The sequence below is a fragment of the Alloscardovia macacae genome, from assembly GCF_002259705.1.
Taxonomy (GTDB): domain Bacteria; phylum Actinomycetota; class Actinomycetes; order Actinomycetales; family Bifidobacteriaceae; genus Alloscardovia; species Alloscardovia macacae.
In genome coordinates this window covers 226,753-251,153 of the sequence record NZ_MWWT01000005.1, presented here as the reverse complement: position 1 = coordinate 251,153, position 24,401 = coordinate 226,753, and the positions used below count along the sequence as shown (strand labels likewise).

The following is a 24,401-nucleotide window of genomic DNA, read 5'->3' as shown; positions in this document are numbered from 1 at the left end:
TCTCGGTTGCACCCTATTATGCCTGAGTCATCTGACGAAGTTCCTTCTTCAAGTCTCGGATCTCGTCGCGAAGACGCGCAGCCAGTTCGAACTGCAGCTGCTCAGCAGCCGTATGCATCTGTTCGGACAGCTCGCGAATGAGGTTCGCCAGGTCCTGAGCTGGCAGAGAGCCGTCGGCTATCTGCTGCTGAAGCTCCTGAGCTGCAGCGTCGTCGAGAAGCGCTATGCGGCCAGCACCAGTCTTCGTAGAGCTGGCAGCCCCGGCCTTCCCTGCCTTGCCAGCACGGCCACGACCATCAGCAGACGGCTCGGAGCGGTAGCCACTATCCAGCAGCTCAGCCGTATCCACATCTTCCTTCGCCAGCATGTCGTTCACATCGCTGATCTTCTTACGCAGCGGCTGCGGGTCGATGCCATGCTCCTGGTTATATGCCATCTGAATCTCGCGGCGACGGTTCGTCTCCTCGATGGCCTTATCCATGGCATCCGTGACCTTATCCGCATACATGATAACGGTGCCGGCCACATTTCGCGCCGCGCGGCCGATGGTCTGGATGAGCGAGCGGTAGGAGCGCAGGAAGCCTTCCTTATCCGCATCGAGGATGGCCACGAGGGACACTTCTGGAAGATCGAGGCCCTCACGCAGCAAGTTAATACCCACGATGACGTCTATCTTCCCTTCGCGCAGCTCACGCAGCAGCTCCACACGACGCAGCGTATCCACATCTGAGTGCAGATACTCCACTTTAATGGAGCGTTCGAGAAGGTAATCGGTCAGGTCTTCGGCCATTTTCTTCGTCAGCGTGGTCACGAGCACACGCTCGTCGCGCGCGATGCGGTCCTTAATCTCAGCCAGCAGGTCATCGATCTGACCGTCCACTGGACGCACCTGCACTTCAGGGTCGAGCAGGCCCGTCGGGCGGATAATCTGCTCGACGACGCCGTTCGAGAGGTTCATCTCGTAGTCCCCCGGCGTAGCGGACAGATACACCGTCTGCCCGATATGCTCGAGAAACTCCGGGAACTTGAGCGGCCTGTTATCCATGGCCGACGGCAGACGGAATCCATGCTCCACGAGCGTGCGCTTGCGGCTCGCGTCGCCTTCATACATGGCACCTATCTGCGGGATAGTCACGTGGGATTCATCCACGACGAGCAGGAAATCATCCGGGAAGAAGTCCAGCAGTGTGTGCGGCGGCGTGCCGGCCGCGCGGTTATCGAAATGCCGCGAGTAGTTCTCCACGCCCGAGCACGTGCCTATCTGCTCCAGTGACTCGATGTCATAACGCGTGCGCTGCTCGAGGCGCTGCGCTTCGAGTAGCTTATTCTCCTTCTTCAGCTGCCCCAGACGCCAGTCCAGCTCCTCTTCGATAGTGCCGATGGCGTGCGCGAGACGCTCCGGCCCCGCTGAGTAATGCGTCGCCGGGAAGATGTGAATGGAGTCCTCCTCCGCTATCTCATCTCCGGTAATAGGGTGGAGCGTGGAGATGCGGTCTATCTCGTCTCCGAAGAACTCGATGCGGATGGCGAGCTCCTCATACACGGGGATGATCTCCACGGTGTCGCCGCGCACGCGGAAGGTACCGCGCGCGAACTCGATGTCGTTACGCTTATACTGCATGTTCACGAAAGTGCGCAGCAGGTCGTCGCGCTCGATGATCTGCCCGCGATTCAGGAAGAGCATCTGCCGCGCATATTCTTCTGGCGTGCCGAGGCCGTAGATGCAGGAGACCGTGGCCACGACCACGCAGTCTCGGCGTGTCAGCAGGCTCGCCGTCGTGGCGTGACGCAGGCGTTCCACGTCATCGTTAATGCTCGAATCCTTTTCGATGAAAGTATCCGTCTGCGGGATGTACGCTTCCGGCTGGTAGTAGTCATAGTAGGAGACGAAGTAGTTCACCGCGTTATCCGGCATGAGTTCGCGAAATTCTGCGGCGAGCTGTGCGGCGAGAGTTTTATTCGGTTCGAGGATGAGCGTGGGGCGCTGCAGACGCTCGATCATCCAGGCTGTCGTAGCCGTCTTACCCGTGCCTGTGGCGCCCATGAGTACCACGTCCGTCTCGCCGTTTTCTATGCGGTCTGCCAGCTCGCGTATAGCTTTCGGCTGGTCGCCGGACGGCGTATACGGAGACTTCACCTCGAAGGGCTTATCTATGCGTTCGATGCCGAAGGTGTCTGTAAGGCTCTGGGTGCTCATGTCTGTCTTTCTGCTGAGTGTGTTTATGCGCGTGTGTTCGTGCGCGTGGCGCGAGGTCAATTCGTCCGCTTCCTGCGGCGTGTCATTTTCACGTTTTGTCGAGGGTATCTTTCAGAGCCGCATCGACAGCCGCATCGACGTCGAGGAGCATCTGTTTCATCGGGCGTGTCGAGTCGATGCATATGTCCGCTGCTGCTTTTCGCTCTTCGCTGGGTAGCTGCGCGGCGATGCGTGATGCAGCCTGCTGAGCGGTCATCCCCCGCGCGTCTACCATGCGCTGGATGCGCGTGGCATCATCTGCTTCTACGGTGAGAATGAGGTCATACGGCGTGTCGTTTTTCGTCCGTGACCATGCTGGACCGAGGATACGCAGTGCCGTCTCTCGCGTTTCGACGAGAAGAGGAATGTCATGAATAACGACGTTCTGCCCCTCTTTTCGCACAGCTTTTTCTTTCTGAGCTGCGAGCGCATAGACTGCCGGATGCACGAGCGCATTCAGCGTGTCGCGCTGGTGAGAGTCTGTGAAGACGTGCTCTGCCATCCACTCACGGTTCAGCGTGCCGTCTGGAGCGATGGACTCTGGACCGAATTCCTGCTCTATCTGGGTAAGAAGTGCACTGCCCGGTTCTATAACCTCGCGGGCCAGCACGTCATAGTCGATGACAGGATATCCTTGTGCGTGCAGATGCGCACTGACCGTGGACTTTCCCGCGGCTATGCCGCCCGTGATGCCTATGCGAAGAAAATGAGTCATGATATCTCTCATTCTAGAGAAAAGACTATAAAAAGAGGACACACACGGTACCGGAATACCGTGCATGTCCCCTTTTTCGCTTAAGCAATAAAACTTTTTTACAGTTTTAAAACCTGACTAAACGTGTGAAGGCGCTTAGTTGTTTTCGCTGAGCAGCTGTTCGCGCAGAGCGGCGAGCTGATCATCAGCTGCGAGGGTGCCCTCAGAAGCTGGAGCAGAGCTGTAGTTCGATACTTCTTCTACCTCTGCTGGTGCTTCTTCCGTTACACCGTCAGCCTCAGCGGAAGCTGCTGCAAGTTCAGCCTGCTTCGCTGCGAAGACCTTATGCTCTTCCCACAGGTCATGAGCTGCTGCGTACTGAGCTTCCCACTCTTCACGCTGCTGCTCGAAGCCTTCGATCCATTCGTTCGTCTCTGGGTCGAAGCCTTCTGGGTACTTGTAGTTTCCGTTCTCGTCATACTCTGCTGGCATGCCATACAGAGCTGGGTCGAAGTCCTCAGAAGCTGGATCCACGGAATCCGTAGCCTGCTTCAGAGACAGGGAGATACGACGACGGTCGAGGTCCACGTCGATCACCTTAACGAATACTTCATCACCAGGCTTGACCACGGTCTCTGGGTTCTCTACGTGGCGGTTAGCCAGCTCAGAGATGTGTACGAGACCTTCGATGCCATCATCCACAGAGATGAATGCACCGAACTGTACGATCTTGGTGACCTTGCCCTTCACGATCTGTCCAGGAACATGGGTGCGTGCGAAACGCTGCCATGGGTCTTCCTGGGTGGACTTCAGGGACAGGGAGATGCGCTCGCGATCGAGATCCACGTCGAGAACCTCGACGGTGACCTTATCGCCGACCTTCACTACCTCGGATGGGTGGTCGATATGCTTCCATGACAGCTCAGAAACATGAATCAGACCATCGACACCGCCGAGATCGACGAATGCACCGAAGTTAACGATGGAGCTAATAACGCCCTCACGAATCTGGCCCTTCTTAAGCTGCGAGAGGAAGGTCTCGCGCACTTCAGACTGGGTCTCTTCGAGGTACTGACGACGAGACAGAACCACGTTATTACGGTTCTTATCCAGCTCCAGAATCTTAGCCTGAATGGTCTGGCCGATGTATGGAGCCAAGTCGCGAACACGACGCATTTCGACCAGGGATGCTGGCAGGAAGCCACGCAGACCGATGTCTACGATCAGACCACCCTTAACAGCTTCGATGACGGTACCTTCGACCACGCCATCAGCTTCCTTAATCTTCTCCACGTCGCCCCAAGCGCGCTCGTACTGTGCACGCTTCTTCGAAAGAATGAGACGGCCTTCCTTGTCTTCCTTCGTGATGACAAGTGCCTCGACGGTGTCGCCTACTTCGACGACATCATCTGGATCCACGTCCTTCTTAATAGAAAGCTCGCGGGAAGGAATCACACCTTCAGTCTTGTAGCCGATGTCGAGAAGAACCTCGTCGTGATCGATCTTAACTACGGTACCTTCTACGAGATCACCATCATCAAAGTTCTTGATGGTGGAGTCGACTGCCTTGATGAAATCCTCTTCGGTGCCGATGTCGTTAATGGCGACCTTCTGGATTTCGTTTGTGTTATCTGTCATTAAAATAATTTTCTTTGACTTAACGGATAGATATCGTTCTTCAGTTTTCCGTTTCTTTATACCGTACTCCCAAAGGAGCACAGTATCCAGCGACGGGCACATGACCTGTGTCACCCACGAGCCATATACGCTTTTAAGGATACGCTATCCGCTAGCCAAATCCGCCACATCATCCGGGCGTGTCGCATAGAGCGAAAATTGGCCATAGATACAGGAAAACTATGCACGCGCCGAACGCTGCGCCATCTCCACGACGTTCTTCAGCAGCATAGCGCGCGTCATCGGACCCACGCCACCCGGATTCGGCGTGTACGCACTCACCTTCGCATAGCAGGCAGGATCCACGTCTCCGCGAATCCTCCAGCGCTCTTCAGCCTCCACGTACACGCGCGACACGCCCACATCTACCGTCACCGCACCATCCTTCAGCATATCCGGCTTCACGAAATGTGCCGATCCCATAGCCGCTACGACGATGTCCGTGCGGCGTATCTTCTCAGCGATATCGCGCGTATGGGAATGACACGTGGTCACTGTGGCATTCTTCCCCTTCAGACTCAGCATCAGACCGATAGTGCGGCCTATGGTAATCCCCCGACCCAGGACACACACGTCTTTCCCCTCAAAGTCGATGCCCGCGCTCTCCACGAGCTCGATAACCCCACGAGGCGTACACGGAAGCGGCGTGGCGGGAAGCTGCTGGGTGTGCAGAACGAGCTTGCCGAGATTCATAGGATGCATGCCGTCCGCATCTTTCGCCGGGTCGATGTGCTCGAGGACCTTCAGCGTGTCGATACCCTCCGGAAGCGGAAGCTGGACGATGAAGCCAGTGCAGCGCGGGTCTGCATTCAGCTTTTCTATCGCCGCGATAATCTCCTCCTGCGAGGCAGTCTGTGGAAGCGACACGCGGATGGACTCGATGCCCACTTCTGCACAGTCCTTATGTTTTCCTTCTACATACTTGAGTGACCCCGGATCCTCGCCTACGAGGATGGTACCGAGCCCGCACGCGACACCCCGAGCATTCAGCTCTGCGACACGCTCGGCGAGTTCCGCCTTAATGTGATGTGCGAGGGCTGTGCCACTGATGCGCAGCGGCGTGTCGCTGCCGGGAGTCTCTCTGGAATCTGGCGTATCCGCAATCTCAGGCGCATTCGGCGCATCTGTACGGCTCGCCGACGCGGCATCTATCCTCAAGTCCTTGTTCACTCTCAGCACTCCTCACTGTCCTTCCTCATACCCGTCTCATGCTACTATGTCATAGTACACATGAAAAGGTCACGTGTATAACACTTTTAAGGTAGAAAGAGTCAAGTGAAGATGAACACACATCCAAACTTCGACACCATTACTCTCATCCGCCGTTCTCTCGCTGCAGTCGTAGCAAGCGCGGCCTTGATAGCTCTGGGCGCATGCGGCGCGCAGAGCGCTTCTTCTCACACTTCAGACACGAAGTCCTCCACCTCCACCTCGGATACTGCGAAAGCCACAGATCCACTTACCGTGGTCGCTTCTGTAAACCAGTGGGGCTCCCTCGCCCAGGAAATCGGTGGGGACCACGTAAAGGTCACGTCCATCATTAATAGTTCGACTGTGGAAGCTCATGATTACGAGCCATCCACCTCGGAAGTCTCCCAGCTCACCTCGGCTCAGGTAGCCGTCGTGAATGGCGGACATTATGACGAGTGGGCCACGAAGGCTGTATCCTCAGAAAAGTCCGTCACCACGGTGAACGCCGCATCCATCGTGGGTGCCAGCGAGTCGGATAATCCACACCTGTGGTTCTCGAAGGATGCGCGTAAAGCCGTCGCAGACTCTCTGCGTAAGACGTACGCTCAGCTTCTTCCTGCTTCGAAGGATTACTTCCAGAAGCAGTATGATGTCTGGCTGAAGTCCGAGACAGAACTCGACCAGAAGATAGACGCCTTTAAGTCTGCCCATAAGGACGTGAAGTACGCAGCCACCGAGTCCGTGGCATACTACCTCTACTCGGATCTCGGCCTCACGGATGCCACGCCGGAAGGCTACGCGAACGCGAGCGCGAACGAGTCGGAGCCTACTGCGGCAGACCTGCAGCAGTTCCAGACTGCCATCGAGAATCATGACATCTCCTTCCTCGTGAATAATCCTCAGGAGAGCTCGGATGCCACGAATATGCTGACGAAGACGGCCGGCGCTTCTGACGTGCCTGTGGTGGACGTCACCGAGCAGATTCCGTCGGAGTACTCCACTCTCGCGCAGTGGATTACCGCTATGATTCAGGATGTGACCACGGCTGTCGAGTCCAGCTCGGCGAGCGCGCAGTAAGCGTCCTGCTTCCTCGGGTGCTGAGCGAGTCATTTCGCTCAGCACCCTCTTTTTATCTTTCCTCACTTCTGCACAGAAGGTGTACGTTATGACTGATGCTCCTGTCCTCGAGTTCGTGGATGCTTCTGTGAAGCGCTCGAACCGCGTTATCTGGTCGAAGGGCAATTTTTCTATTCCTCGTGGTTCCGTCACCGCCATCGTGGGAACGAATGGCACGGGAAAGACCACCATGCTCTCCGCGGAGCTGGGCATTCTTCCTCTTTCCTCTGGCTCGCTGAGTGTGCTCGGAGCACCTGCGGGACGCAATAACGCGCGCATAGGCTACGTTCCACAGAACTATACAGAGGTAAGCGAAAGTAACATCACTGTCTTCGACTTCGTTCTGCTCGGTATCACGGGATCGCGCTGGGGTTTCCTTCCTGCGAGCGCCACGGAGCGCCAGGCCACGCGGGACATTCTCGACTTTGTGGGGCTCAGTGAGCAGTCTCGTTTGCGCATCCGCGAGCTGTCCGGTGGACAGCGCCAGCGCGCTGCCATAGCCCAGGCTCTCGTGAATAAGCCAGAGCTTCTCATCCTCGATGAGCCACTGGCTAACCTCGACATCACGAGCCAGCATTCCATCGTCTCCTTGCTGTCTGCACTGAATAAAGATATGGGCATGACCATCCAGGTGGTCGCGCATGACCTGAACGTGCTCCTGCCCATTCTCACTGGCGCTGTCTATCTCCTCGACGGCCACCCGCACTACTCCTCCATGGATAACATGCTGGATTCTCAGCTTCTCACCCATCTGTATGGAACGACAGTGGAAGTGATTACGACCCCTCAGGGAGACATGTTCGTCACCCATAACTCTGCCATGGAACCTGCCACGCGCACTGTGCATGATGAGCACCCTACTTCGGATGCAGCCCAGTGGCACTCTGCTCATAGTGGCGATGCACCAGATACTCCATCAGACTGCGATACGAAAGAAGACTAATTCTTATGTCCTATAATCCACTCTGGCTTACTGTCCTTCAGGCTCCTTTCGTTCAGCGCGCATTCATCGCTGGAATTCTTATCTCTGTAGCTGCAGGACTCGTGGGATACTTCGTCATCACCCGCAAGTCTGCTTTCGCCGCTCACGCACTGGCGCACATAGGACTTCCGGGCGCGACGGGCGCAGTGCTCCTCGGCATTCCTGTGCTCTGGGGTATGGGCCTGTTTTCCATAGGCGGAGCTCTCGTCATAGGAGCTCTCGGAAAGCGTGCTTCTGACCGTGAGGTGGCCACGGGATCCGTCCTCGCCTTCGCTACTGCTCTCGGTCTCTACTTCTCAAATCTATCCTCTGGAGCAGCCAAGCAGATGCAGTCCATCCTCTTCGGCTCCGTTCTGACCATTACTGACGAGCAGCTTTTCACCTTTGCTGCATTCGACATCATTCTGCTCGCTGTGCTCCTTCTCATCTTCCGTCCACTTCTTTTCAGCTCGCTCGATGAGAATGTGGCGCGCGCGAAGGGACTTCCTGTCACACTACTGGGCATCATCTTCATGATTATGATGGGAAGTGTCATCACCGTAGCTGTGCCTGCAGTGGGCACGCTACTCATCTTCGCTCTGGTCATCACGCCAGCAGACACGGCTATGATGATCACTCGCTCTCCGCTGCGTGCCATCGTCATGACTATAGTCCTCTGCCTCATCGCTATGTGGGGAGGACTAGTTCTGTCCACTATCTTCGACATGCCTCCGAGCTTCGTCATCGTCAGCCTGAGTGTGGTCATCTGGCTCGTAGTGAAGGGCCTAGTCGCACTGAAGCGGTAACGAGCCTCTTACAGGCTCGATATTCTGGGGCCTGAGGGCTCCTAAGCCGGGCGGGATATGTATCTGTGCCCGGCTTTTGCATTTCTGCCCATCCGGGTCCGAGCACCCACGAGCACGCCCAGACCCGACTGGCGTAATTCCGTACGTCGCACTGGACGCCTTCCCGACGCCATGGGCAGAAATGCAAAAGCCCTCCCCTGAAGGCCTCTGCCACCTCGTCTGGCCGCCCCACCCACATACACACTGGGGGCCAGTGCTCTGCTGAACACCAGCCCCCAGTAAGGAAGAATTGAACTCAAAAAGCAGAAGGAAAGCCTTACTTCTTCTTTTTCGAAGCTTTCGCAGCCTCTTCTTCTACGCGCGCCAGCGTACGACTCGCGGCCTCTTCCGGCGCCATAGCATGATGCTTCTCATCCCCAGGCTGTGGCTTCTCGTACCCTAAGTTCACGTCGAGCAGACGCTGTGCTTCATCTTCCTCGAGCTTCTCGCTGAGCGCTATCTCCGATGTCAGAACGGAGCGAGCGCGCGAAAGCATGCGCTTCTCTCCAGCAGACAGACCATGCTCGTCGTCATCACGCTGAGCGAGGTCACGCACGACCTCTGCTATCTTATTCACATCCCCCGAAGCTATCTTCTCCTGATTCAGCTTATAACGACGCGACCAGTTCGTCTTCTCCTCGACGATAGGCGTGCGCAAAATCTCGAATACTTTCGCCACGGCTACAGTGTCCACGATGTCTCGAACACCCAGCTGCTTAACAGTATCCGCAGGCACATTAATAACCAAACCGTCAGATGAGAGAACAGACAGCTTCAGGTACGTTTTCACTACGCCACGTAGCTCACGCTCCGATATCTCCTCCACGCGAGCAGCTCCATGACGCGGATAAACGACTGTGTCTCCGACCTGATAATCCATAAAAAATAAGTCCTCCAGAGAAAAATACAATGTATCAATTCTGCCATACGGTTCGGACACGTACGCCCTTCTCGTTCTCCCTCCCGTCCTTCGCATCTGCTCGATATCTTCATTACCTTCAGCATCTTCACATGGTAGCTGCCTGTATTTAGCCGCGCGATGCGCTATGATAAGACAAGAGTGTAATTTTCGACAAGAAAGCTACGATATGATTATGCCTACGTCACCTTCTGTACAGTCCCCTGCACAGTCTACCCGACAGCACACCATCCTCGTGGTGGAAGACGAGCCGTCGCTCGCGACGTCCATCGCACAGCGCCTGGCCTCAGAAGGCTGGAATGCGCGCGTCGTAGGTGATGGAGCTACTGCAGTACAGGCAGCACTTCAGATTAATCCTGACCTCATTATTATGGACATCATGCTTCCCGTGATGGATGGCCTCGAAGCCACCAAGCGCATCGTCACAGCGCGCGCCGTGCCTATCCTCATGCTCACTGCACGCGACGACGAAGTAGATAAAGTCATAGGTCTCGGTGCTGGCGCGGATGATTACATGACCAAGCCATTCTCCATGCGTGAGCTCATAGCCCGCTGTAAAGCTTTACTGCGCCGCGTAGAACGTGCGAAAGTCATAGCGAAGAACTACGAGAACGAGAAGGTTCTGTCCTTCGGCACGCTCGTTATAGACCCTGCGCAGCGCGTGGTCACTATGAATGACGAGGTTATTCACCTCACCCCTACCGAGTTTGACCTCCTGTCCACACTGGCACGCAAGCCGAAGAGCGTTCTCACGCGAGAAAAGCTTCTCGAAGAAGTGTGGGACTGGGTGGATGCGTCCGGCACCCGTACTGTGGACTCGCATGTGAAAGCTCTGCGCCATAAGCTCGGTGCAGATATGATTCGCACGGTGCATGGCGTAGGATATGCGTTCGAACCACCTGCTGAAGGCACTGCACAGTAGGACGAGCGCCCATAGGACGAGCACCATAGGACGAAATGAGTGCGCAGTATGGTGATCTCCATCGTATAGGCGTATGCCCTATCCCATGAGAACGCTTATTTTTTAGTGCCGTGACGACTTCATCCTCTTCACCGTCACGGCACTACTTTGTGTTTTATCCGATACATTCTCCACATCGAGTGAATTATGAACTCATCTTCCCCAGACACTATGCCAGCAGAGACTACACCGGCAGAGACTACGCCAGCAGACACATCCGAAATCACAAAGCATACTGAGCATACAGAGTATGCTGAAAATGCTCAGCATACTGACGTTCCTGGGTCTGAATCCTGCGCATCTGCTGAATCCTGCGCGCCTTCCGCACCTTCCGCGCTCTTTACATCGCCTTCCGTACATCGCGAGAAAATCCCACCTGAACAGCGTATAAAAAACCGTAGCAGCCATCTCTTTACCCGCGAGCATTTTCAGCACTACCACTTTAACCGCTACCGCCCTCTAGGCATTATCTCCTCGCTAAAGATAGAGCTCAGCGTGCTCATCGGTTTAGCCACCTTCTTCGCTTTCGTAGCTGCATGGGGCCTCTTAAAGATAGGCCTGTCCGGATGGGTAGCTCTGCCCATTACCATAGCACTCGCACTCGCACTCACGTACTTCTTCGCGCAGGGCCTCACCGCACCTCTGCGCGAAATCCGCGATGCTGCAGAAGCCCTCACTCAGGGCGACTACACAAAACGCGTCTCTATGGCCTTAGACAGTAATGACGAAGTGGGCCAGCTGTCCCGCTCGTTTAATGTGATGGCCGATGAGCTCGAGCATGCCGATCAGATGCGCCGTGACCTCATAGCGAATGTGAGCCACGAGCTGCGCACTCCCGTTTCCGCCCTTCAGGCTCTCGTGGAGAATATGGCCGATGGCGTCGTAGACCCGACTCCTGCGAACCTCGAAAGCATCGTCGGGCAGACTCAGCGCCTAGGTGACCTCATCGCTTTCCTGCTCGACCTGAGCCGCATGGAGGCAGGAGCTGCAAGTCTGGAGATTTCGAAGTTTAACGTCCACGAGTTTCTCGACGATGTCATCGCTCCACTCGAGATAGCAGATGCGAGCCATAACCATACCATCGCCCTGAATGCGCCTGCAGACATCTGGATGGAGGGCGATGAGGACCGTCTACGTCAGCTCTTTACGAACATCATCGCGAATGCTTTGAAGCATTCGGCAGATAACACGTCCATTAGTGTGGATGCACGTGAGGATACGATGCATGGGACCGTCATCATTAACGTCGTGAATTTCGGCTCGCAGATAGCTCCGGAAGACCGCTCAGACATTTTCCGCCGTTATGTAAAAGGCCACCGGAACCGTCCGGGCACCGTTTCTGGCGGCACTGGCCTGGGCCTGTCTATCGCGCGCTGGGCTGCCGAGCTGCATCAGGGCACCGTTCAGGTCGTAGACGACAGCCGCGGCGTGAACTTCGAGACAGTTCTGCCGAAATGGCACGTCTCTGCTTAGTTTTTCTGCCAATTCTCCCTCTTCTTTCACGAGCCACGCTTCGGCGTGGCTTTCTCATCCGTAGGTCCATACTCTATGACAAAATATTCGAACAGTTGTTCGAAAGGTGGCTATTATGGGTATTCCTACCGCTCTCGAATCCGTCCACGCTGGATTCCCTTCTGTGGCACAGGATTACTTTTCTGGGGACTTCTCCTTCGACACGAACGTCATCGTGCATCCAGACACGTCGTTCGTGGTACGCGTAGCCGGATCGTCCATGGAAGGCGCGGGGATATACGACGGCGACTTGCTCATCATCGACCGTTCCTTAACTCCCCAGCAGGGGGATGTGGTCATAGCTGCCCTCGACGGGGACCTTACTGTAAAGCGCCTTCTGTCGGATACTCAGGGGAATCCCGTTCTTCACGCTGAGAATCCCGCATATCCAGATATCCAGCTGTATTTCGACGAATCCGTTACTCTGTGGGGCGTCGTTATAGGGAACTATCACCCGCAGTGTGCTCGCGTATACGCATAGTAAAAGGATGCGCACCATGAACACCTCTCCACGCCAGATTATTCTCGCAGATGCAGATAGTTTCTTCGCCTCCTGCGAGCGCGTCTTCCACCCACAGCTCGCTCACACTCCCCTCGTGGTCCTGTCGAATAATGACGGATGCGTCGTCGCGCGTAGTGCTGAAGTGAAGAAGATGGGCATTCCTGAAGGCATCGCATGGTTTAAGATTCGCGAGCAGGCACAGCGCGACGGCATCGTAGCGCGAAGCTCGAACTACGAGCTATACGCGAGCTTGTCCTCGCGCATGATGAACGTGATGAGCACATTTTTTCCTCATCAAACAGTGTATTCCATCGATGAGTGTTTCTTCGACGTACAGGCAGATACCGTTACGCTCGTAGAAACAAGTACACGCATGCGAGAGGCAGTCTGGCAGGGGCTCGACCTTCCCATATCTATAGGCATAGCTCCTACGCATACTCTCGCGAAAGTGGTGAGCCACTGGTCAAAGCATTATCGTGGAGTGCGAGGGATTATGACCTGGGACGAAGCCGTGTCTACCGACTCTCACTTTCTGGCGCACGTTCCCGTAGGAGACGTGTGGGGCGTGGGACGCCGCCTCGCTCCAAAACTCATGGCCATGGGTATTCTTACTGCACAGGATCTACGGGATAGCGATGCTGTACTTCTGCGCAAGAAATTCGGCGTGCATATCCAGCAGACCATCTTCGAGCTTCGAGGCATATCCTGCATTCGCATCGACGATGAGGATAATGCTCTCCACGGTCGGCGCACCACACAGATTATGTGCTCGCGCATGTTCTCTCACCCTATCTATAGCGCGAGCGAGCTTCGCCAGGCAGTAAGCGTCTACACGCAGAAGGCGCTCCATCGCCTCACTGCCCAGGAAAGCCTCTGCTCGTACGTATCTGTCTTTTGTTCGACGAGCCGCTTTAAGGAGCAGGAACTGGCATCCCATATTCACGGTACTGTAGCTCTGAACGAGCCGACGAATGATCCTCTTGCGCTCACTCAGGCTGCCTGTCGCTGTATCGATGGACAGTTTACTGTGGGAGCAGCCTATGTACGCGCGGGAGTTATCCTCCATGGGCTTATCGACGAAGCAGACTACCAGCCTCTCGATGTATTCTCCGCTCACACAGATACCGCACTGTCTGATGTTCTCGAGACAGCACGTCAGCGTTTCGGGGACTTTCGCATAGGCGTAGGCTACGGAGGAATTCGCGGACAGGGACGCATGGATCAGGATACGGGAGCTCACTGGTCCATGAAACGCGAGCATCTGTCTGCACGCGCCACAACCCGCTGGTCAGAGATGGCTACCGTTCATGCATAGTAGGCATTATCAGGAGTGTGCCTGTCTGCATCGCTGAGAGTAAACGCAGCCAGAACATGTTCTCCCCGAGAGCGCAGTAAGCGCACACATGCGCGCAGAGTGGCTCCACTGGTTACTATATCGTCGAGAATGATAGTACACCGCTTACTCCCCTCAGCATCGCCAGCGTGCTGTGGCTCATAGAGGAGGCCCTTACTCAGGCGCTCCGCACGTTCCTTACGGTGAGATGCGGTAACGGATTTACGTATTTTCGCGTCGATGTGAAGACACGGACACATATGCGCACGGCAGTTACTCCCCTGCTCCTGCGTATACGCGTTTATCTGCTGAACTATACGTATGGATAAGATATTCATATGGGCTCGGCCACGAGACTGCACAGATTTCGGCGATGATGGTGCAGGAACGACGCACACCTGCACATCTGTGGAGAGAATATTCTTCAGCACACAGATAATGCGCTCAGCTAGGAGGCCAGCAAAGAGAACATCGAGCTCTTCATCTCCATGGTCTTTCCACGCCAGAACAGCGTTACGCACAGCACGCGTATACTGCCCGCAGGAAAAGACTGTAAATGAGTGCGCTATACTACGCTCCCGCCATCGAAGAAAAAGCTGAGAGCAGGCATCACAGAGCACACTATCGCGTGCTCCACAGCCTGCACAAGACCTCGGGAAGAGGACCATGCTCGCCATCTGGAGGATATCTACCGTCATATCAGAGAGCATATATCGAAAAATCCAGAAAAGTAAAACCTCTTGAGGATATGTGACCCGATGTGAATAACCGTGTCGCGACACTCCGTAGAAGAGAATTCCTATCCGGCATGCACGAAGCGGTATCCTCCGCCACGTACTGTGAGAATGCGCTGCGGCATGCGAGGATTATCCTCGATAATGGAACGCAGACGTGCTATAGATACACTGAGAAGTCGAGTATCTCCGGAGTCTGCATATCCCCATGCATCGCTGAGTAGCTGCTGTCTGCTCATTACCCGCCCACCCGAGTGAAGAAGAGCACACAGAAGAGAAAATTCCGTAGGAGAGATATCCACGAGATCCCCATGCACCCACAGCTCCTGAGTGCGCACATTCATACGCAGTCCTCGTGTATAGCTCTCCATAAACTCCTGCATAAATACTTCCGTATCTCGCGGAGAATCCACACGTAGCGCGCGCACACCTGCCTGTGCAGCGGGATAATCATTTCCCCCCGGTGTCATACGGTCGCCCACGAACACGATATCCTGTACACGTATATGATGAAGTTCTGCGAGCTTTTCCACCGCATATGCTTTATCTACACCACGCGAGTACACATCTATGCTCGTTCCACCAGCGACGCGCACAGTCAGTTCTGGCAGAAGTTCCTGGGCACGGGCCGCCAGTGGAGCCCTGCGAGACCCGTCGGGGTCCCATACTTCTTTACGGTCCGCGCGAGCATGAGCACCTAAGGCAGAAAACGTAATCTGTGACCCACGGTCCTCTATATGGCCACCTTCTGCAGGCTCCTGCCACAAGCCATACTTTTTCGCATACTTTTCGAGGACACAGCAGGCTCGTTTGCGCTGATCAGCAGTCAGCTCTACAGCATATTCACGCGTAAAAGCATGACCATTCCACGTATAGTAAGAGGTTCCTGTAGTCGGCAGCAAAGCCAGATGTGGGAGGTATGCATTCTGCTGGACCGCATCGAGAACCTGAGATTCGATAAGTTCGAAACGACCTCCCGTCACTATAGCGACAGGAAGGATATGGGTGAGAGATGCGAAAAGATCTGCCGTATGTTCGAGCATAGGCATCTTCGAACGTGCCAGAGTATTATCGAGGTCGAACGCTATGAGCCCTGTTCCCGCAGCGTAGAGCGATACATCTACTGTACCCGCATGAGGGACTTCACCGCCCCCCTTCACATACATACTGCTCATATCGCCTCCTTGTTTCATTATGCCCCATTCTATCAAGTGGCATGGTATGCGTGAACTGGTATGCTCGCTAGTATGGTTTTGCCTTGGGAACAGCACACATATAGGAATCCTCATGGACGTGGCATTCGCCGTCCTGTCTTCGGTACTCATATTCCTCAGTACCGCACATCTGCAGGCTACTTTGATGATCAGGTGCTTTCTCAGGTGACCCGGCTCAAGAGAGCATGGCCAGAGCTCTTCACCCGTGTCGAATGCGCTGTGGAGGATGTCCCACCATCAGATCCCCTCGCATGGGAAGAATTCCGCGTGAAGCTTTCACAAAGTTTCCCCGCTGAGCACGGGGTCCCTGCGCGCATCGCGCTCTATCGACGCCCCATCGAGTCGAGGGCCAGAGACCGCATAGACCTTCAGCTCCTTATTCGTATGGAGATAGTCCGCCAGCTCGCATCCCTCTACGGCATGAATCCCGAAAACATAGACCCGAACTGGCAGGGCTAGCTCGGGTCACTATGCAGTGTAGAACGCGAGAAAAGCTAGTTCAGTAGGGTCTTTCTCTGCGTCACAGCATACTGTGCAGTAGACAGTTCCATAGATGGGACTGTGAGTGTAGAACGCTGTGCTACGGATGCATCCGTCAGAGATGACTGGGTGAGCAGCTGACCGACGACGAGAGCTCCTGCGCCCTGCTCTACCTGAGTAATATGGATAGACGTTCCTCGCTGCGCTATATCCGAGAGCGAGAAACTATCCGTAGACTGAGCATTCAGCTCGATGTCGCGCTGACCGACCTGATTTCCCGCATCATCGTAGGCGACCACACGTGCAGTATGCTTCTGAGGTGAGGCATTCGTCACTTCTATACGCGAAGATACCGAGTCAGGAGAGGTGAGCGCGTACGCTGTATGGGCAGATTCTGCTGAGGAGACAGCGAAATCGCTCTGCCCACGGTCTGCTTCTGCAGAAGTAGTAAGTACCGATGCACGCACAGGAGTCGTAGACTCGATGAGGAGAGAACGTGTTCCTGCTGGAAGAGAGCTCAGAGTCTGAGTAAATACCTGATGGGCAGTATAGTCGAGGCTTCGCGTTCCGAGCTTTCCAGAATCCCCCATAAACGTCAGCTGCGCTCTTCCACTTTCGCCTGCATATAGTCCCATCTGTACTGTGGCAGCATCACTGAGCGCAGGGATAACCTGACTTCGCGATGCTAGAGCGAGCGGCTGTATGTAATCCGAGCCTTGAGGAGTCAGGCCATTCATGTGGACTGCACGCACCACAGCTGCCACGGGTGCAGCATCACTGGACACCGTCACGAAACTCATATCCGAGGACGCGAACGCAGCTGCGAGGTCCACCACTGTTTCCGCATGCGCTGCGACAGTAGCTGTAGCATGGGTTTCGAGAGATACTTCGTCAGAAGACTTCGTCGAATGAACATGAAGAGTGACTGTCGTGGCTTTATCCGAAGAATTCACCAGAATCAGCTGCTGCGACCATCCCGTACTCGTGGGAGGAACGAGGAAGGACTGCGTGGTTTCGAAGCCTACGCATGATGAGGCAGAAATGCCCCGCAGATCCCCCTGGCTTGCCCAGGACGCTACGACACCACGAGCTCCTGTAAAAGAACGTGCTTGGAGAGTACGCGTATGGAGGATATGCGAGTTTGAAGCTTCCTGGACACTCGAACGCACTGCCCCATCTGCCAGGGCCCCATCCCCGATGAGTGATGTCGGCGAGACCCCATCTATGCCAGAGACGTCTGCCTGGTAGAGTGCCCCCATCATGGACACACGCATACCAGCTGTGAGGTTCCCCTCACTAGCCTGAAAAGCTGCATCTCCATAGTCTTCTGCATCCGCCAGCTGCATGCGCGCTGGGCAGTACAGAGACGAATTCAGCTGCGCCACCTCATGCGTCGACGTCGTAGAACGTTCTGAATCAACAGGAAGAGATGGCAGCGGTAACGCGCCAGAAAGCGCCACTCCTCCAGCAGCGATGAGCACTGCAGCGCTCACCACAGCGCCCGTAATACGGAATACTCGACGTGCGAAACTCATTTACTTGTCTCCTCGAATAAACATGCGTGGCAGTGCTAGCGCAAGGTAGATAACGGCACAGGCGAGCATGGCACTAATCCACACGACGCGCCACACGCTGTGTACAGCAGCATCAAATCCCTGAAGAGATACACCCTGCTCGCTAGTGGCTTTCACCGAAATGCGTATATACGCGCCACGCTCGTTATTCACCACAGTCTGCGTATTATTTGATGCAGAAGCATTCGCTACGAAGGAACTGAATGCACTATCCTGTGTCTGTGATGTATACAGAACATACACTCCACCTATTCCCGCATCACTCAGAGCAGTAATAGCATCATCATCATTACTTTCTGCCAGAGATGCTATGGCCTGTCCCACGTTCATCTCTGCAGTACTGAACTGTGTATGTACCACGCGTGAAGCGTCCAGAGCTGCCGAGGAAAAAATGATGTCCCCATGTGCGCTTGGCAGAATGGAATAGCTCAGATGCTGATCTGCCTGCATCTGTACCACTGCTACACGCCGTCCCGGCTCTGCCTGCACATACTCACGTGCCACTATAGGTAGCGTAGCAGAGCTCGAAACGAGAGCATTCTCCTGAGACGAGCGCGTATTCGCCACGGATCCCACTGTCCATACGCCTACCATAAGAACACACAGCGCGACGATGAGTCCTCGACTTATTCCGAACAGTATGCGTCCCTTCGAGCTTTCCTTTTCTGAGACGCCTTCGAGGTGTCCAGCAAACTGACGTTTATCTTTCGCCAGGATAGGGATGAATTGGGCTCGAGCAGGACCGCTCAGGATAGCCGCGCACGTAAGAATGCACAGCAGCATGACGAGCCCAGCCGGCAGAACGGATGCATACAGAACACCTGAATCTCCGAGCGCCACCGCCACACTCGGAGCGAAAGCAGCTAGGAAAGCAGCACACGCCAGAGTAAGCCACAGAGTGCGCGACGTGCCGAGCGCAGACGGTACAGCCAGCGCCATGACGGAAAGAACGAGCAGAGCAGCACCCGCGACACAGGCCACAAGAACCACAGCAGATGCCACGCCTGAAGGCATACCCAGCGATATCAGCGAGGTATTCGCCGGGAGGAACACGCCAAGCAGAGAGCGAAGCGGATCACTTCCGCGTACCGTACCCAGTCCCGACACACCGGTGGTCACATCTGCGAACAGCTGTCCGAATGTCTGGGGCGCACGCACTACACTCACGAACGTAGGCAGGAGAACCAGCACGGATGGTAGCAGAAGCGAAACAAGCATAATGACGTGCCGACGCCAGACCAGCACAGAAACGATGCCTACGACTACGAGCAGAAGGATATATGCTGGCTCACACACACACACGATAGCGTAGCACAGCGCAGACCACGCTGCAGCCTGCACAGAGGGCTCAGACTCGATAGGATCTTCCGTCTGGTAGACACCCACAGCCTTCGCAGTAAACGCCACGGCCGCTGGCAGTACAGCATAGACGACCATAAGCGGAAGATTCCCGTTCAGGAAGATTCCTGTACCATATCCCGACGCTACCCAAGTCATAGCCAGAGTAATGCGTGCGAGATTCGAACGCGTAAAGACTCCAGCCAGTGCCCACATGCTCATCAAGGCTGCAGGAACACTGACCACGAGTATAAGCGCACTCGTAGCATACGCGTGTCCGAATGTGAACAGTGATGCCAGCGCATAAAGAAGCAAGAATGGCGAGGATGGCAGTGGCGTGCCCGATATATCCCCGAAACTATAGACCGTCGTAGCAGCCTCAAAGAGCTCCCGCGTGGTCGAAGCCGTGGACACGAGCGTCGATGAAGCGAGGTGGCTTCCCGCTACTATCCCGCGCAGTGCTGTAAAATGGACAGCCACATTCGCCACGAAGGTGACGAGAGCAGCTCCAGCGAGCCAGGCATAGCGTCGACGAGCCAGATTACGCACGTGTTTGCGCACCATAGGGCTCATAATGCTGCGGCTTTGCTGGGACGTCAGGTCTGCTTCATGATCACGAAGAACGCGCAGCTGGTCCGCAGTAGCAACTACCTGACCAGACTGGCTCAGCTGGGACACCGTCGTCTTCTGAACACTAGCGAGCATACGCCGCTGAGTCAGAGCAGCACCGAGGTGAGTGAGCATATACCACGGAAGAAGAAGCTCACAGAGTGCCTCATACGGCTGCTTGTGGATAAAACCGCTGACTGCACGTACGAGAGAAAGAAGGATACTCAGAGGCCATATATAGATCCAGCGCAGCATACTCATATCCGAGTAGTAGAAGGTGTCGCGCGCGGCTTTCTGTGCTAATGCGGTATTTTTAAAGGTGCGCAAATCCTCATGCTGGACAGGGTGCACTGTTCCGCGATTCGTGCGCACTCCTTCCAGACGGGCACGACGATGCCCTATGCGCGCTCGCGGTTCGACGATGACACGCCCACCTGAGCGCGAGACACGCCGTCCGAAATCACGCGACACGCCGTACGTGCCAGCCACGGCATGAGCACCGTGTGTTCCGCGAGTTCCTCGCGTACGGCGCTGTCCTGTGTGTGGTTGCGCCGCAGACGTGAATCCGCCGAGGCGCATCCAGTCCGCTCGGCGCACGAAAGCTCCGGTAAGTGATGCTGCGTACACATCCTGATGCGAGTCGTACTGATCTTGATCCGGCTCGCCATCCACGACGAGAGTAGTGAGCCTGTGTCCTGAGCGTGCGAAGTATCCTACGTTCTGGAGCACTTCCCCGTCCCAGCTCAGCTGCTTGGAGCTGATGAAGGATGCTGTGGAGTTATTATGCCGTACCTCGTTGAGAAGGTCTACATAATTATCCTGAAGTGGACGCGAGTCATCATGCAGGAACCAGAGGAACTCCACTGAGTTCGAGATCATGCCGCGTTCTGCAGCCTCGTTTACGCCGGCTGTGACGGCACCCGCCCAGGAATGCGCGGATTCGAGCGTCACGACGTGCACGGCAGTAGGAGCGGATTCGAGCGCAGTGGTGAGCATGAGCTGCTCAGACTGCGCATCCTTCTGCAGTGCTTCTGCCCCCGTACACTGCACGAGGATGACGCTTCCTGGCAGCACCGTCTGGCGCAGCACCGCCGTCAGCGTCTGCGCGAGGTAGCGCGTGTCTTTTTCTACAGTAACGACTGCTGCAAGAGTAGGGTCAATTGACCTCTCAGAAGCGCGCAACTGAGCCGTCCGCGCATCTAAAACCGGACGCGACGTCTCTACGCTCTGAACGGCCTGCAGGACAGCGCGCGCGACGCTCACCGTCTCACGCGTATCGGCAGCGCGGATAACCTCCGTACTGTGATGTAATCTTTTCACGCCTATCCACCTTCATATATTCGTCTCCTCCCATCATAGCGTGTGCCCGCGCACATCTACAGCGTGCGCGTAAAATGTGGAGATACGTGCACATAGCTTCCCCATTCTCTGGGTCAGTCTATAAACTATCTAGATTAGGGATAAGAAGAACCTGCATAAGGAAAGGCGCGTCCGTGGCACAACGCAAATCGAAACATTCCAGCACAAAGCTACAGAGAGCTAAGGTGCTCTCTGCTCCATCGCACACGCACGGATACCGCGCTCCATTCTCCTGGTGGAAAGCTATAGCAGTCCTCCTCGTCGGCATCCTCGTCTTCGCAGGAAGCATATTCAGCACGGTCTATGCGCAGCTGGTCAGCACGGTAAACGAAGCACGCGTAGACCTCATAGCCCAGAAGAACGTGAAGCAAGAGATAGTGGACCCGAACTCAGGTAAAGCACTGAACATTCTTCTGCTCGGCACCGACAGTCGCGACGGTGCAGAAAACCAAGCCATCGGCGGATCAAACGACGTAGGAAACCACCAAGCAGACACGACCATGGTGGTGCATATCTCTGCAAACCGCCAGTTCATAGACATAGTGTCCATCCCGCGCGACTCCATCGTCTCCGTGCCAAGCTGCGAAACCTCGAATGGAACTATCCCTGCGCAGCGAAACATTATGTTTAACTCCGTCTTCGCCACTGCCTACGACCGTGGCGGAAATCTCGCCTCAGCAGCCAGCTGCACAGTCAGCGCTGTAAATGCACTGACAGGACTGAACATCTCGCAGTTCATCACTGTGGACTTCGGCGGCCTGAAAAATATGATAGATGCCTTGGGCGGTGTGGATGTGTGCATCAGCCAGGACTTCTCTGACCGTGACGCGAATCTGACTCTTTCTCGCGGCCTGAACCACCTAAATGGTACGGATGCGACCCAGTTCGCTCGCGTGCGCCACGGCCTCGGCGATGGCTCGGACATTATGCGCACCGTGCGCCAGCAGTACCTCATTAAGATGCTGCTCCGCGAGGCACTCAAGCAGAACATCCTCACGAACTTCGATAAGCTCTTCCAGCTGTCCACTACTGCACTCAAGTCCTTGAACATCTCTTCCGGGCTGGCAGACACGAATATACTCATAGGTCTGGCGAACAGCCTTAAGAGCTTTAAAGTAGCGAGCATCTACTCGCAGACCGTCCCAGTAACGACATGGTCTCAGGATGCAAACCGCGTCGTGTGGACATCCGGAGCAGACGAGCTCTGGACACGCATACAGGAAGACCGACCACTGTCTGATGATGGCAGCGAGTCTTCCTCTTCTACGTCCGGTACGACGGATTCGAGCACGAACACGCGGACGCAGGCTCAGCAGTCTCAGTCGCAGACGCAGCAGAGCCAGTCTCAGTCTCAGTCGCAGTCCCAGCAGACGACCACGGACTCATCTACGAGCTCGTCTACCTCCTCGTCTACCTCATCGACGGAAAACGCGTCCACTGTAGACCCGAATACGGGTCTGATGACCCAAGCTGATGGAACTCTCATCGATCCAAAGACCGGCGGATATGTGGATAAGGATTCTGGCGTCATTCATAATCCGACGACAGGATGGTCCATAGGTCTGGCCGATGAATACCTGAACTACACTGTATGCGGAATTAAGAGCTGATTATGGCGAGAATACTGAACGAGAATAACGAGAACTCTGCACATACTGCGAGTAACCGACGCACTGAGCGTACTGGTGGCTCAGGCTCAGGCTCAGGCAGTGCTAACGGTGGTTCTTCTGCACCTTCGGCGTCTTCTGCGCATACTTCGAGTTCTGGATCCGGCCCACATACTCCCCCGCCGAGCTTCGCTCCAGTGCGTTCGCGTACACAGCGTGCAGGTGGGCAAGGTACGGGTAGCCAGACTCACGCGGGACAGGATGGCAGTGCTTCAGGCAGTACTCCTCCGGCATTCTCTCCTCGGCAGTCTCGTCCGTCGCGCCAGTCTCGCGGATCGTCTCGAACGGTCAGTGCAGCAGGTTACGATGCCGCACCACGCTTTTCACCGAGCGAACAGCGCCCGCGTCCATCTTCTCCGGCGGTTTCCTCGCGTGGGAATAATCACAGCCAAGGCGGAGGAAGGAACGGAGGAAGGATAGATCACGATTCCTCCTCGGCAGCCCGCGCTTACCGTGGAAGTCGAGGCGGACGCATCCTGCGCCGTAGCATAGCCATTATCCTCGCACTTCTTCTCGCTTTCGGAGGCTGGCTCTGGTTCTGGGTAGATGGACAGCTAAACCGCACCATAGATCTGACGCCTTCTTCAGATAATTCTGGCGCGAACTCCTGGCTCATCCTGGGGTCCGATGCACGCGAAGGCCAGACCCTCGGAAGTGCAGATGCAGCAGGTGTGACTGGTTTTAGAAACGATACCATCCTCGTGCTCACGAAGCCGCGAAGCGGCCCAGCCTCACTCATCTCTATCCCACGTGATTCGTATGTCGAAGTGGCAGGGCAGGGCATGAAGATAAACGGCGTGGCACAGTATGCGGGATATGATGCGCTCATAGGCACCGTGGAAGGCATAACCGGTACAAAGATAGACCACGTCGCCCAGATAGGATTCGACGGTATAGCGAGCATCGTCGATGCTCTCGGCGGAGTAGAACTGTGCTACGACTCCGATGTAAATGACGCAAACTCTTCCCTCGTATGGACTGCTGGCTGCCACGTAGCTGATGGCGCCACATCTCTCGCTTTCGCGCGTATGCGCTACTCTGATCCTGAAGGAGATATAGGCCGAGCTAAGCGTCAGCGCCAGGTGATTAGCGCCATTATGAAAAAGAGCGCAAGCGTAGGCACTCTGGCGAATCCTGCGAAGGCGATGAAAGTAGCCTCAGCATCCTTTAAGGCGCTATCCGTCGATAAGAATGCCTCCACTGCTACTATGCTCTCCATGGCTCTCGCCTTCCGAGATGCCACGGGAGCACAGGGGGTGACGGGGAGTGTCTACTTCGATAACCTCGACTATGAGCCAGGCGGAATAGGCTCAGCCGTTCACCTCGACGCTTCACGAAACACCCAGCTCTTCCAGCAGCTGAATGATGGAAGCATAGCAGGGGGTACGACTGTGGGAGGATACACTGGCTGAGTAGTGTGTGTGGATAACCCGCTGGTGACGACAGTTATCTCCAGTTATCTACAGTTATCTACAGGGG

At 55.5% G+C, this 24,401-nt stretch carries 19 protein-coding genes; 10 read left to right on the top strand and 9 right to left on the bottom strand.

Going from position 1 to position 24,401, the window contains the following annotated elements; genetic code table 11:
- Positions 1–16: 16 nt before the first annotated feature.
- From uvrB to ALMA_RS03800, 4 genes are all read right to left on the bottom strand, one after another.
- Positions 17–2,197: an excinuclease ABC subunit UvrB gene (uvrB, locus tag ALMA_RS03815; protein ID WP_094726427.1), complete on the bottom strand. Its 2,181-nt coding sequence runs from the start codon at positions 2,195–2,197 to the stop codon at positions 17–19.
- Positions 2,198–2,285: 88 nt separating this feature from the next.
- On the bottom strand, positions 2,286–2,951 hold the full coding sequence (gene coaE, locus ALMA_RS03810) for a dephospho-CoA kinase (protein WP_094726426.1): 666 nt from the start codon (positions 2,949–2,951) through the stop codon (positions 2,286–2,288).
- A 135-nt stretch (positions 2,952–3,086) separates the two neighbouring features.
- Positions 3,087–4,568 carry a 30S ribosomal protein S1 gene (gene rpsA / locus ALMA_RS03805; protein ID WP_086106270.1) on the bottom strand — a complete coding sequence of 494 codons (1,482 nt, stop codon included), beginning with the start codon at positions 4,566–4,568 and terminating at the stop codon, positions 3,087–3,089.
- A gap of 219 nt (positions 4,569–4,787) precedes the next feature.
- Positions 4,788–5,663 carry a bifunctional methylenetetrahydrofolate dehydrogenase/methenyltetrahydrofolate cyclohydrolase gene (locus tag ALMA_RS03800; protein ID WP_094726642.1) on the bottom strand — a complete coding sequence of 292 codons (876 nt, stop codon included), beginning with the start codon at positions 5,661–5,663 and terminating at the stop codon, positions 4,788–4,790.
- Between the two features lie 225 nt (positions 5,664–5,888).
- Here ALMA_RS03800 and ALMA_RS03795 point away from each other — a divergent pair, with 225 nt between their 5' ends.
- From ALMA_RS03795 to ALMA_RS03785, 3 genes are all read left to right on the top strand, one after another.
- Entirely contained in the window at positions 5,889–6,875 is a 987-nt protein-coding gene (locus ALMA_RS03795) for a metal ABC transporter solute-binding protein, Zn/Mn family (protein WP_094726425.1), read from the top strand.
- Between the two features lie 88 nt (positions 6,876–6,963).
- Positions 6,964–7,857, top strand: a complete 894-nt coding sequence (locus ALMA_RS03790) for a metal ABC transporter ATP-binding protein (RefSeq protein WP_086106269.1) — start codon at positions 6,964–6,966, stop codon at positions 7,855–7,857.
- Positions 7,858–7,862: 5 nt separating this feature from the next.
- Entirely contained in the window at positions 7,863–8,681 is an 819-nt protein-coding gene (locus ALMA_RS03785; protein ID WP_094726424.1) for a metal ABC transporter permease, read from the top strand.
- A gap of 316 nt (positions 8,682–8,997) precedes the next feature.
- Here ALMA_RS03785 and ALMA_RS03780 read toward each other — a convergent pair whose 3' ends face one another.
- On the bottom strand, positions 8,998–9,600 hold the full coding sequence (locus tag ALMA_RS03780) for a CarD family transcriptional regulator (protein WP_094726423.1): 603 nt from the start codon (positions 9,598–9,600) through the stop codon (positions 8,998–9,000).
- A gap of 214 nt (positions 9,601–9,814) precedes the next feature.
- Here ALMA_RS03780 and ALMA_RS03775 point away from each other — a divergent pair, with 214 nt between their 5' ends.
- The 4 genes from ALMA_RS03775 (at position 9,815) to ALMA_RS03760 (ending at position 13,929) form a co-directional block, all read left to right on the top strand.
- Positions 9,815–10,561: a response regulator transcription factor gene (locus ALMA_RS03775; protein ID WP_086106288.1), complete on the top strand. Its 747-nt coding sequence runs from the start codon at positions 9,815–9,817 to the stop codon at positions 10,559–10,561.
- A gap of 186 nt (positions 10,562–10,747) precedes the next feature.
- Complete coding sequence (locus ALMA_RS03770; protein ID WP_338023176.1) at positions 10,748–12,073, top strand: sensor histidine kinase; 1,326 nt, start codon at positions 10,748–10,750, stop codon at positions 12,071–12,073.
- Positions 12,074–12,188: 115 nt separating this feature from the next.
- On the top strand, positions 12,189–12,593 hold the full coding sequence (locus ALMA_RS03765; RefSeq protein ID WP_086106266.1) for a LexA family protein: 405 nt from the start codon (positions 12,189–12,191) through the stop codon (positions 12,591–12,593).
- Positions 12,594–12,609: 16 nt separating this feature from the next.
- A complete protein-coding gene (locus ALMA_RS03760; RefSeq protein WP_094726640.1) occupies positions 12,610–13,929 on the top strand; it encodes a Y-family DNA polymerase in 1,320 nt (439 codons plus the stop codon).
- On the opposite strand, the gene ALMA_RS03755 is transcribed toward ALMA_RS03760, so the two are convergent.
- Both ALMA_RS03755 and ALMA_RS03750 read right to left on the bottom strand, forming a co-directional pair.
- A complete protein-coding gene (locus ALMA_RS03755) occupies positions 13,920–14,645 on the bottom strand; it encodes a ComF family protein (RefSeq protein ID WP_148140246.1) in 726 nt (241 codons plus the stop codon). The two genes, ALMA_RS03760 and ALMA_RS03755, sit on opposite strands and share 10 nt — an antisense overlap.
- Positions 14,646–14,746: 101 nt before the next feature.
- On the bottom strand, positions 14,747–15,856 hold the full coding sequence (locus tag ALMA_RS03750; protein ID WP_158520653.1) for an HAD-IIB family hydrolase: 1,110 nt from the start codon (positions 15,854–15,856) through the stop codon (positions 14,747–14,749).
- 72 nt (positions 15,857–15,928) lie between these two features.
- Here ALMA_RS03750 and ALMA_RS03745 point away from each other — a divergent pair, with 72 nt between their 5' ends.
- Positions 15,929–16,354, top strand: a complete 426-nt coding sequence (locus ALMA_RS03745; protein WP_244568854.1) for a metallopeptidase family protein — start codon at positions 15,929–15,931, stop codon at positions 16,352–16,354.
- 35 nt (positions 16,355–16,389) lie between these two features.
- On the opposite strand, the gene ALMA_RS03740 is transcribed toward ALMA_RS03745, so the two are convergent.
- Together ALMA_RS03740 and ALMA_RS03735 are read right to left on the bottom strand one after the other, a co-directional pair.
- Positions 16,390–17,910: a DUF5719 family protein gene (locus ALMA_RS03740; protein ID WP_094726420.1), complete on the bottom strand. Its 1,521-nt coding sequence runs from the start codon at positions 17,908–17,910 to the stop codon at positions 16,390–16,392.
- Complete coding sequence (locus ALMA_RS03735) at positions 17,911–21,216, bottom strand: glycosyltransferase family 2 protein (protein ID WP_094726419.1); 3,306 nt, start codon at positions 21,214–21,216, stop codon at positions 17,911–17,913. It lies immediately after the preceding gene.
- 173 nt (positions 21,217–21,389) lie between these two features.
- Here ALMA_RS03735 and ALMA_RS03730 point away from each other — a divergent pair, with 173 nt between their 5' ends.
- Both ALMA_RS03730 and ALMA_RS03725 read left to right on the top strand, forming a co-directional pair.
- Positions 21,390–22,865 (top strand): LCP family protein, encoded by a 1,476-nt coding sequence (locus tag ALMA_RS03730; RefSeq protein ID WP_244568853.1) that lies wholly within the window; start codon positions 21,390–21,392, stop codon positions 22,863–22,865.
- A gap of 2 nt (positions 22,866–22,867) precedes the next feature.
- On the top strand, positions 22,868–24,334 hold the full coding sequence (locus ALMA_RS03725; RefSeq protein ID WP_094726417.1) for an LCP family protein: 1,467 nt from the start codon (positions 22,868–22,870) through the stop codon (positions 24,332–24,334).
- The last annotated feature ends 67 nt before the right edge of the window (positions 24,335–24,401 follow it).

Excerpts from the sequence above, each read along its gene's own strand:
- uvrB (WP_094726427.1), bottom strand. The coding sequence starts at position 2,197 with ATGAGCACCCAGAGCCTTACAGACACCTTCGGCATCGAACGCATAGAT.
- coaE (WP_094726426.1), bottom strand. The coding sequence starts at position 2,951 with ATGACTCATTTTCTTCGCATAGGCATCACGGGCGGCATAGCCGCGGGA.
- rpsA (WP_086106270.1), bottom strand. The coding sequence starts at position 4,568 with ATGACAGATAACACAAACGAAATCCAGAAGGTCGCCATTAACGACATC.
- ALMA_RS03795 (WP_094726425.1), top strand. The coding sequence starts at position 5,889 with ATGAACACACATCCAAACTTCGACACCATTACTCTCATCCGCCGTTCT.
- ALMA_RS03790 (WP_086106269.1), top strand. The coding sequence starts at position 6,964 with ATGACTGATGCTCCTGTCCTCGAGTTCGTGGATGCTTCTGTGAAGCGC.
- ALMA_RS03785 (WP_094726424.1), top strand. The coding sequence starts at position 7,863 with ATGTCCTATAATCCACTCTGGCTTACTGTCCTTCAGGCTCCTTTCGTT.
- ALMA_RS03780 (WP_094726423.1), bottom strand. The coding sequence starts at position 9,600 with ATGGATTATCAGGTCGGAGACACAGTCGTTTATCCGCGTCATGGAGCT.
- ALMA_RS03775 (WP_086106288.1), top strand. The coding sequence starts at position 9,815 with ATGCCTACGTCACCTTCTGTACAGTCCCCTGCACAGTCTACCCGACAG.
- ALMA_RS03770 (WP_338023176.1), top strand. The coding sequence starts at position 10,748 with ATGAACTCATCTTCCCCAGACACTATGCCAGCAGAGACTACACCGGCA.
- ALMA_RS03765 (WP_086106266.1), top strand. The coding sequence starts at position 12,189 with ATGGGTATTCCTACCGCTCTCGAATCCGTCCACGCTGGATTCCCTTCT.
- ALMA_RS03760 (WP_094726640.1), top strand. The coding sequence starts at position 12,610 with ATGAACACCTCTCCACGCCAGATTATTCTCGCAGATGCAGATAGTTTC.
- ALMA_RS03755 (WP_148140246.1), bottom strand. The coding sequence starts at position 14,645 with ATGACGGTAGATATCCTCCAGATGGCGAGCATGGTCCTCTTCCCGAGG.
- ALMA_RS03750 (WP_158520653.1), bottom strand. The coding sequence starts at position 15,856 with ATGAGCAGTATGTATGTGAAGGGGGGCGGTGAAGTCCCTCATGCGGGT.
- ALMA_RS03745 (WP_244568854.1), top strand. The coding sequence starts at position 15,929 with ATGGTTTTGCCTTGGGAACAGCACACATATAGGAATCCTCATGGACGT.
- ALMA_RS03740 (WP_094726420.1), bottom strand. The coding sequence starts at position 17,910 with ATGAGTTTCGCACGTCGAGTATTCCGTATTACGGGCGCTGTGGTGAGC.
- ALMA_RS03725 (WP_094726417.1), top strand. The coding sequence starts at position 22,868 with ATGGCGAGAATACTGAACGAGAATAACGAGAACTCTGCACATACTGCG.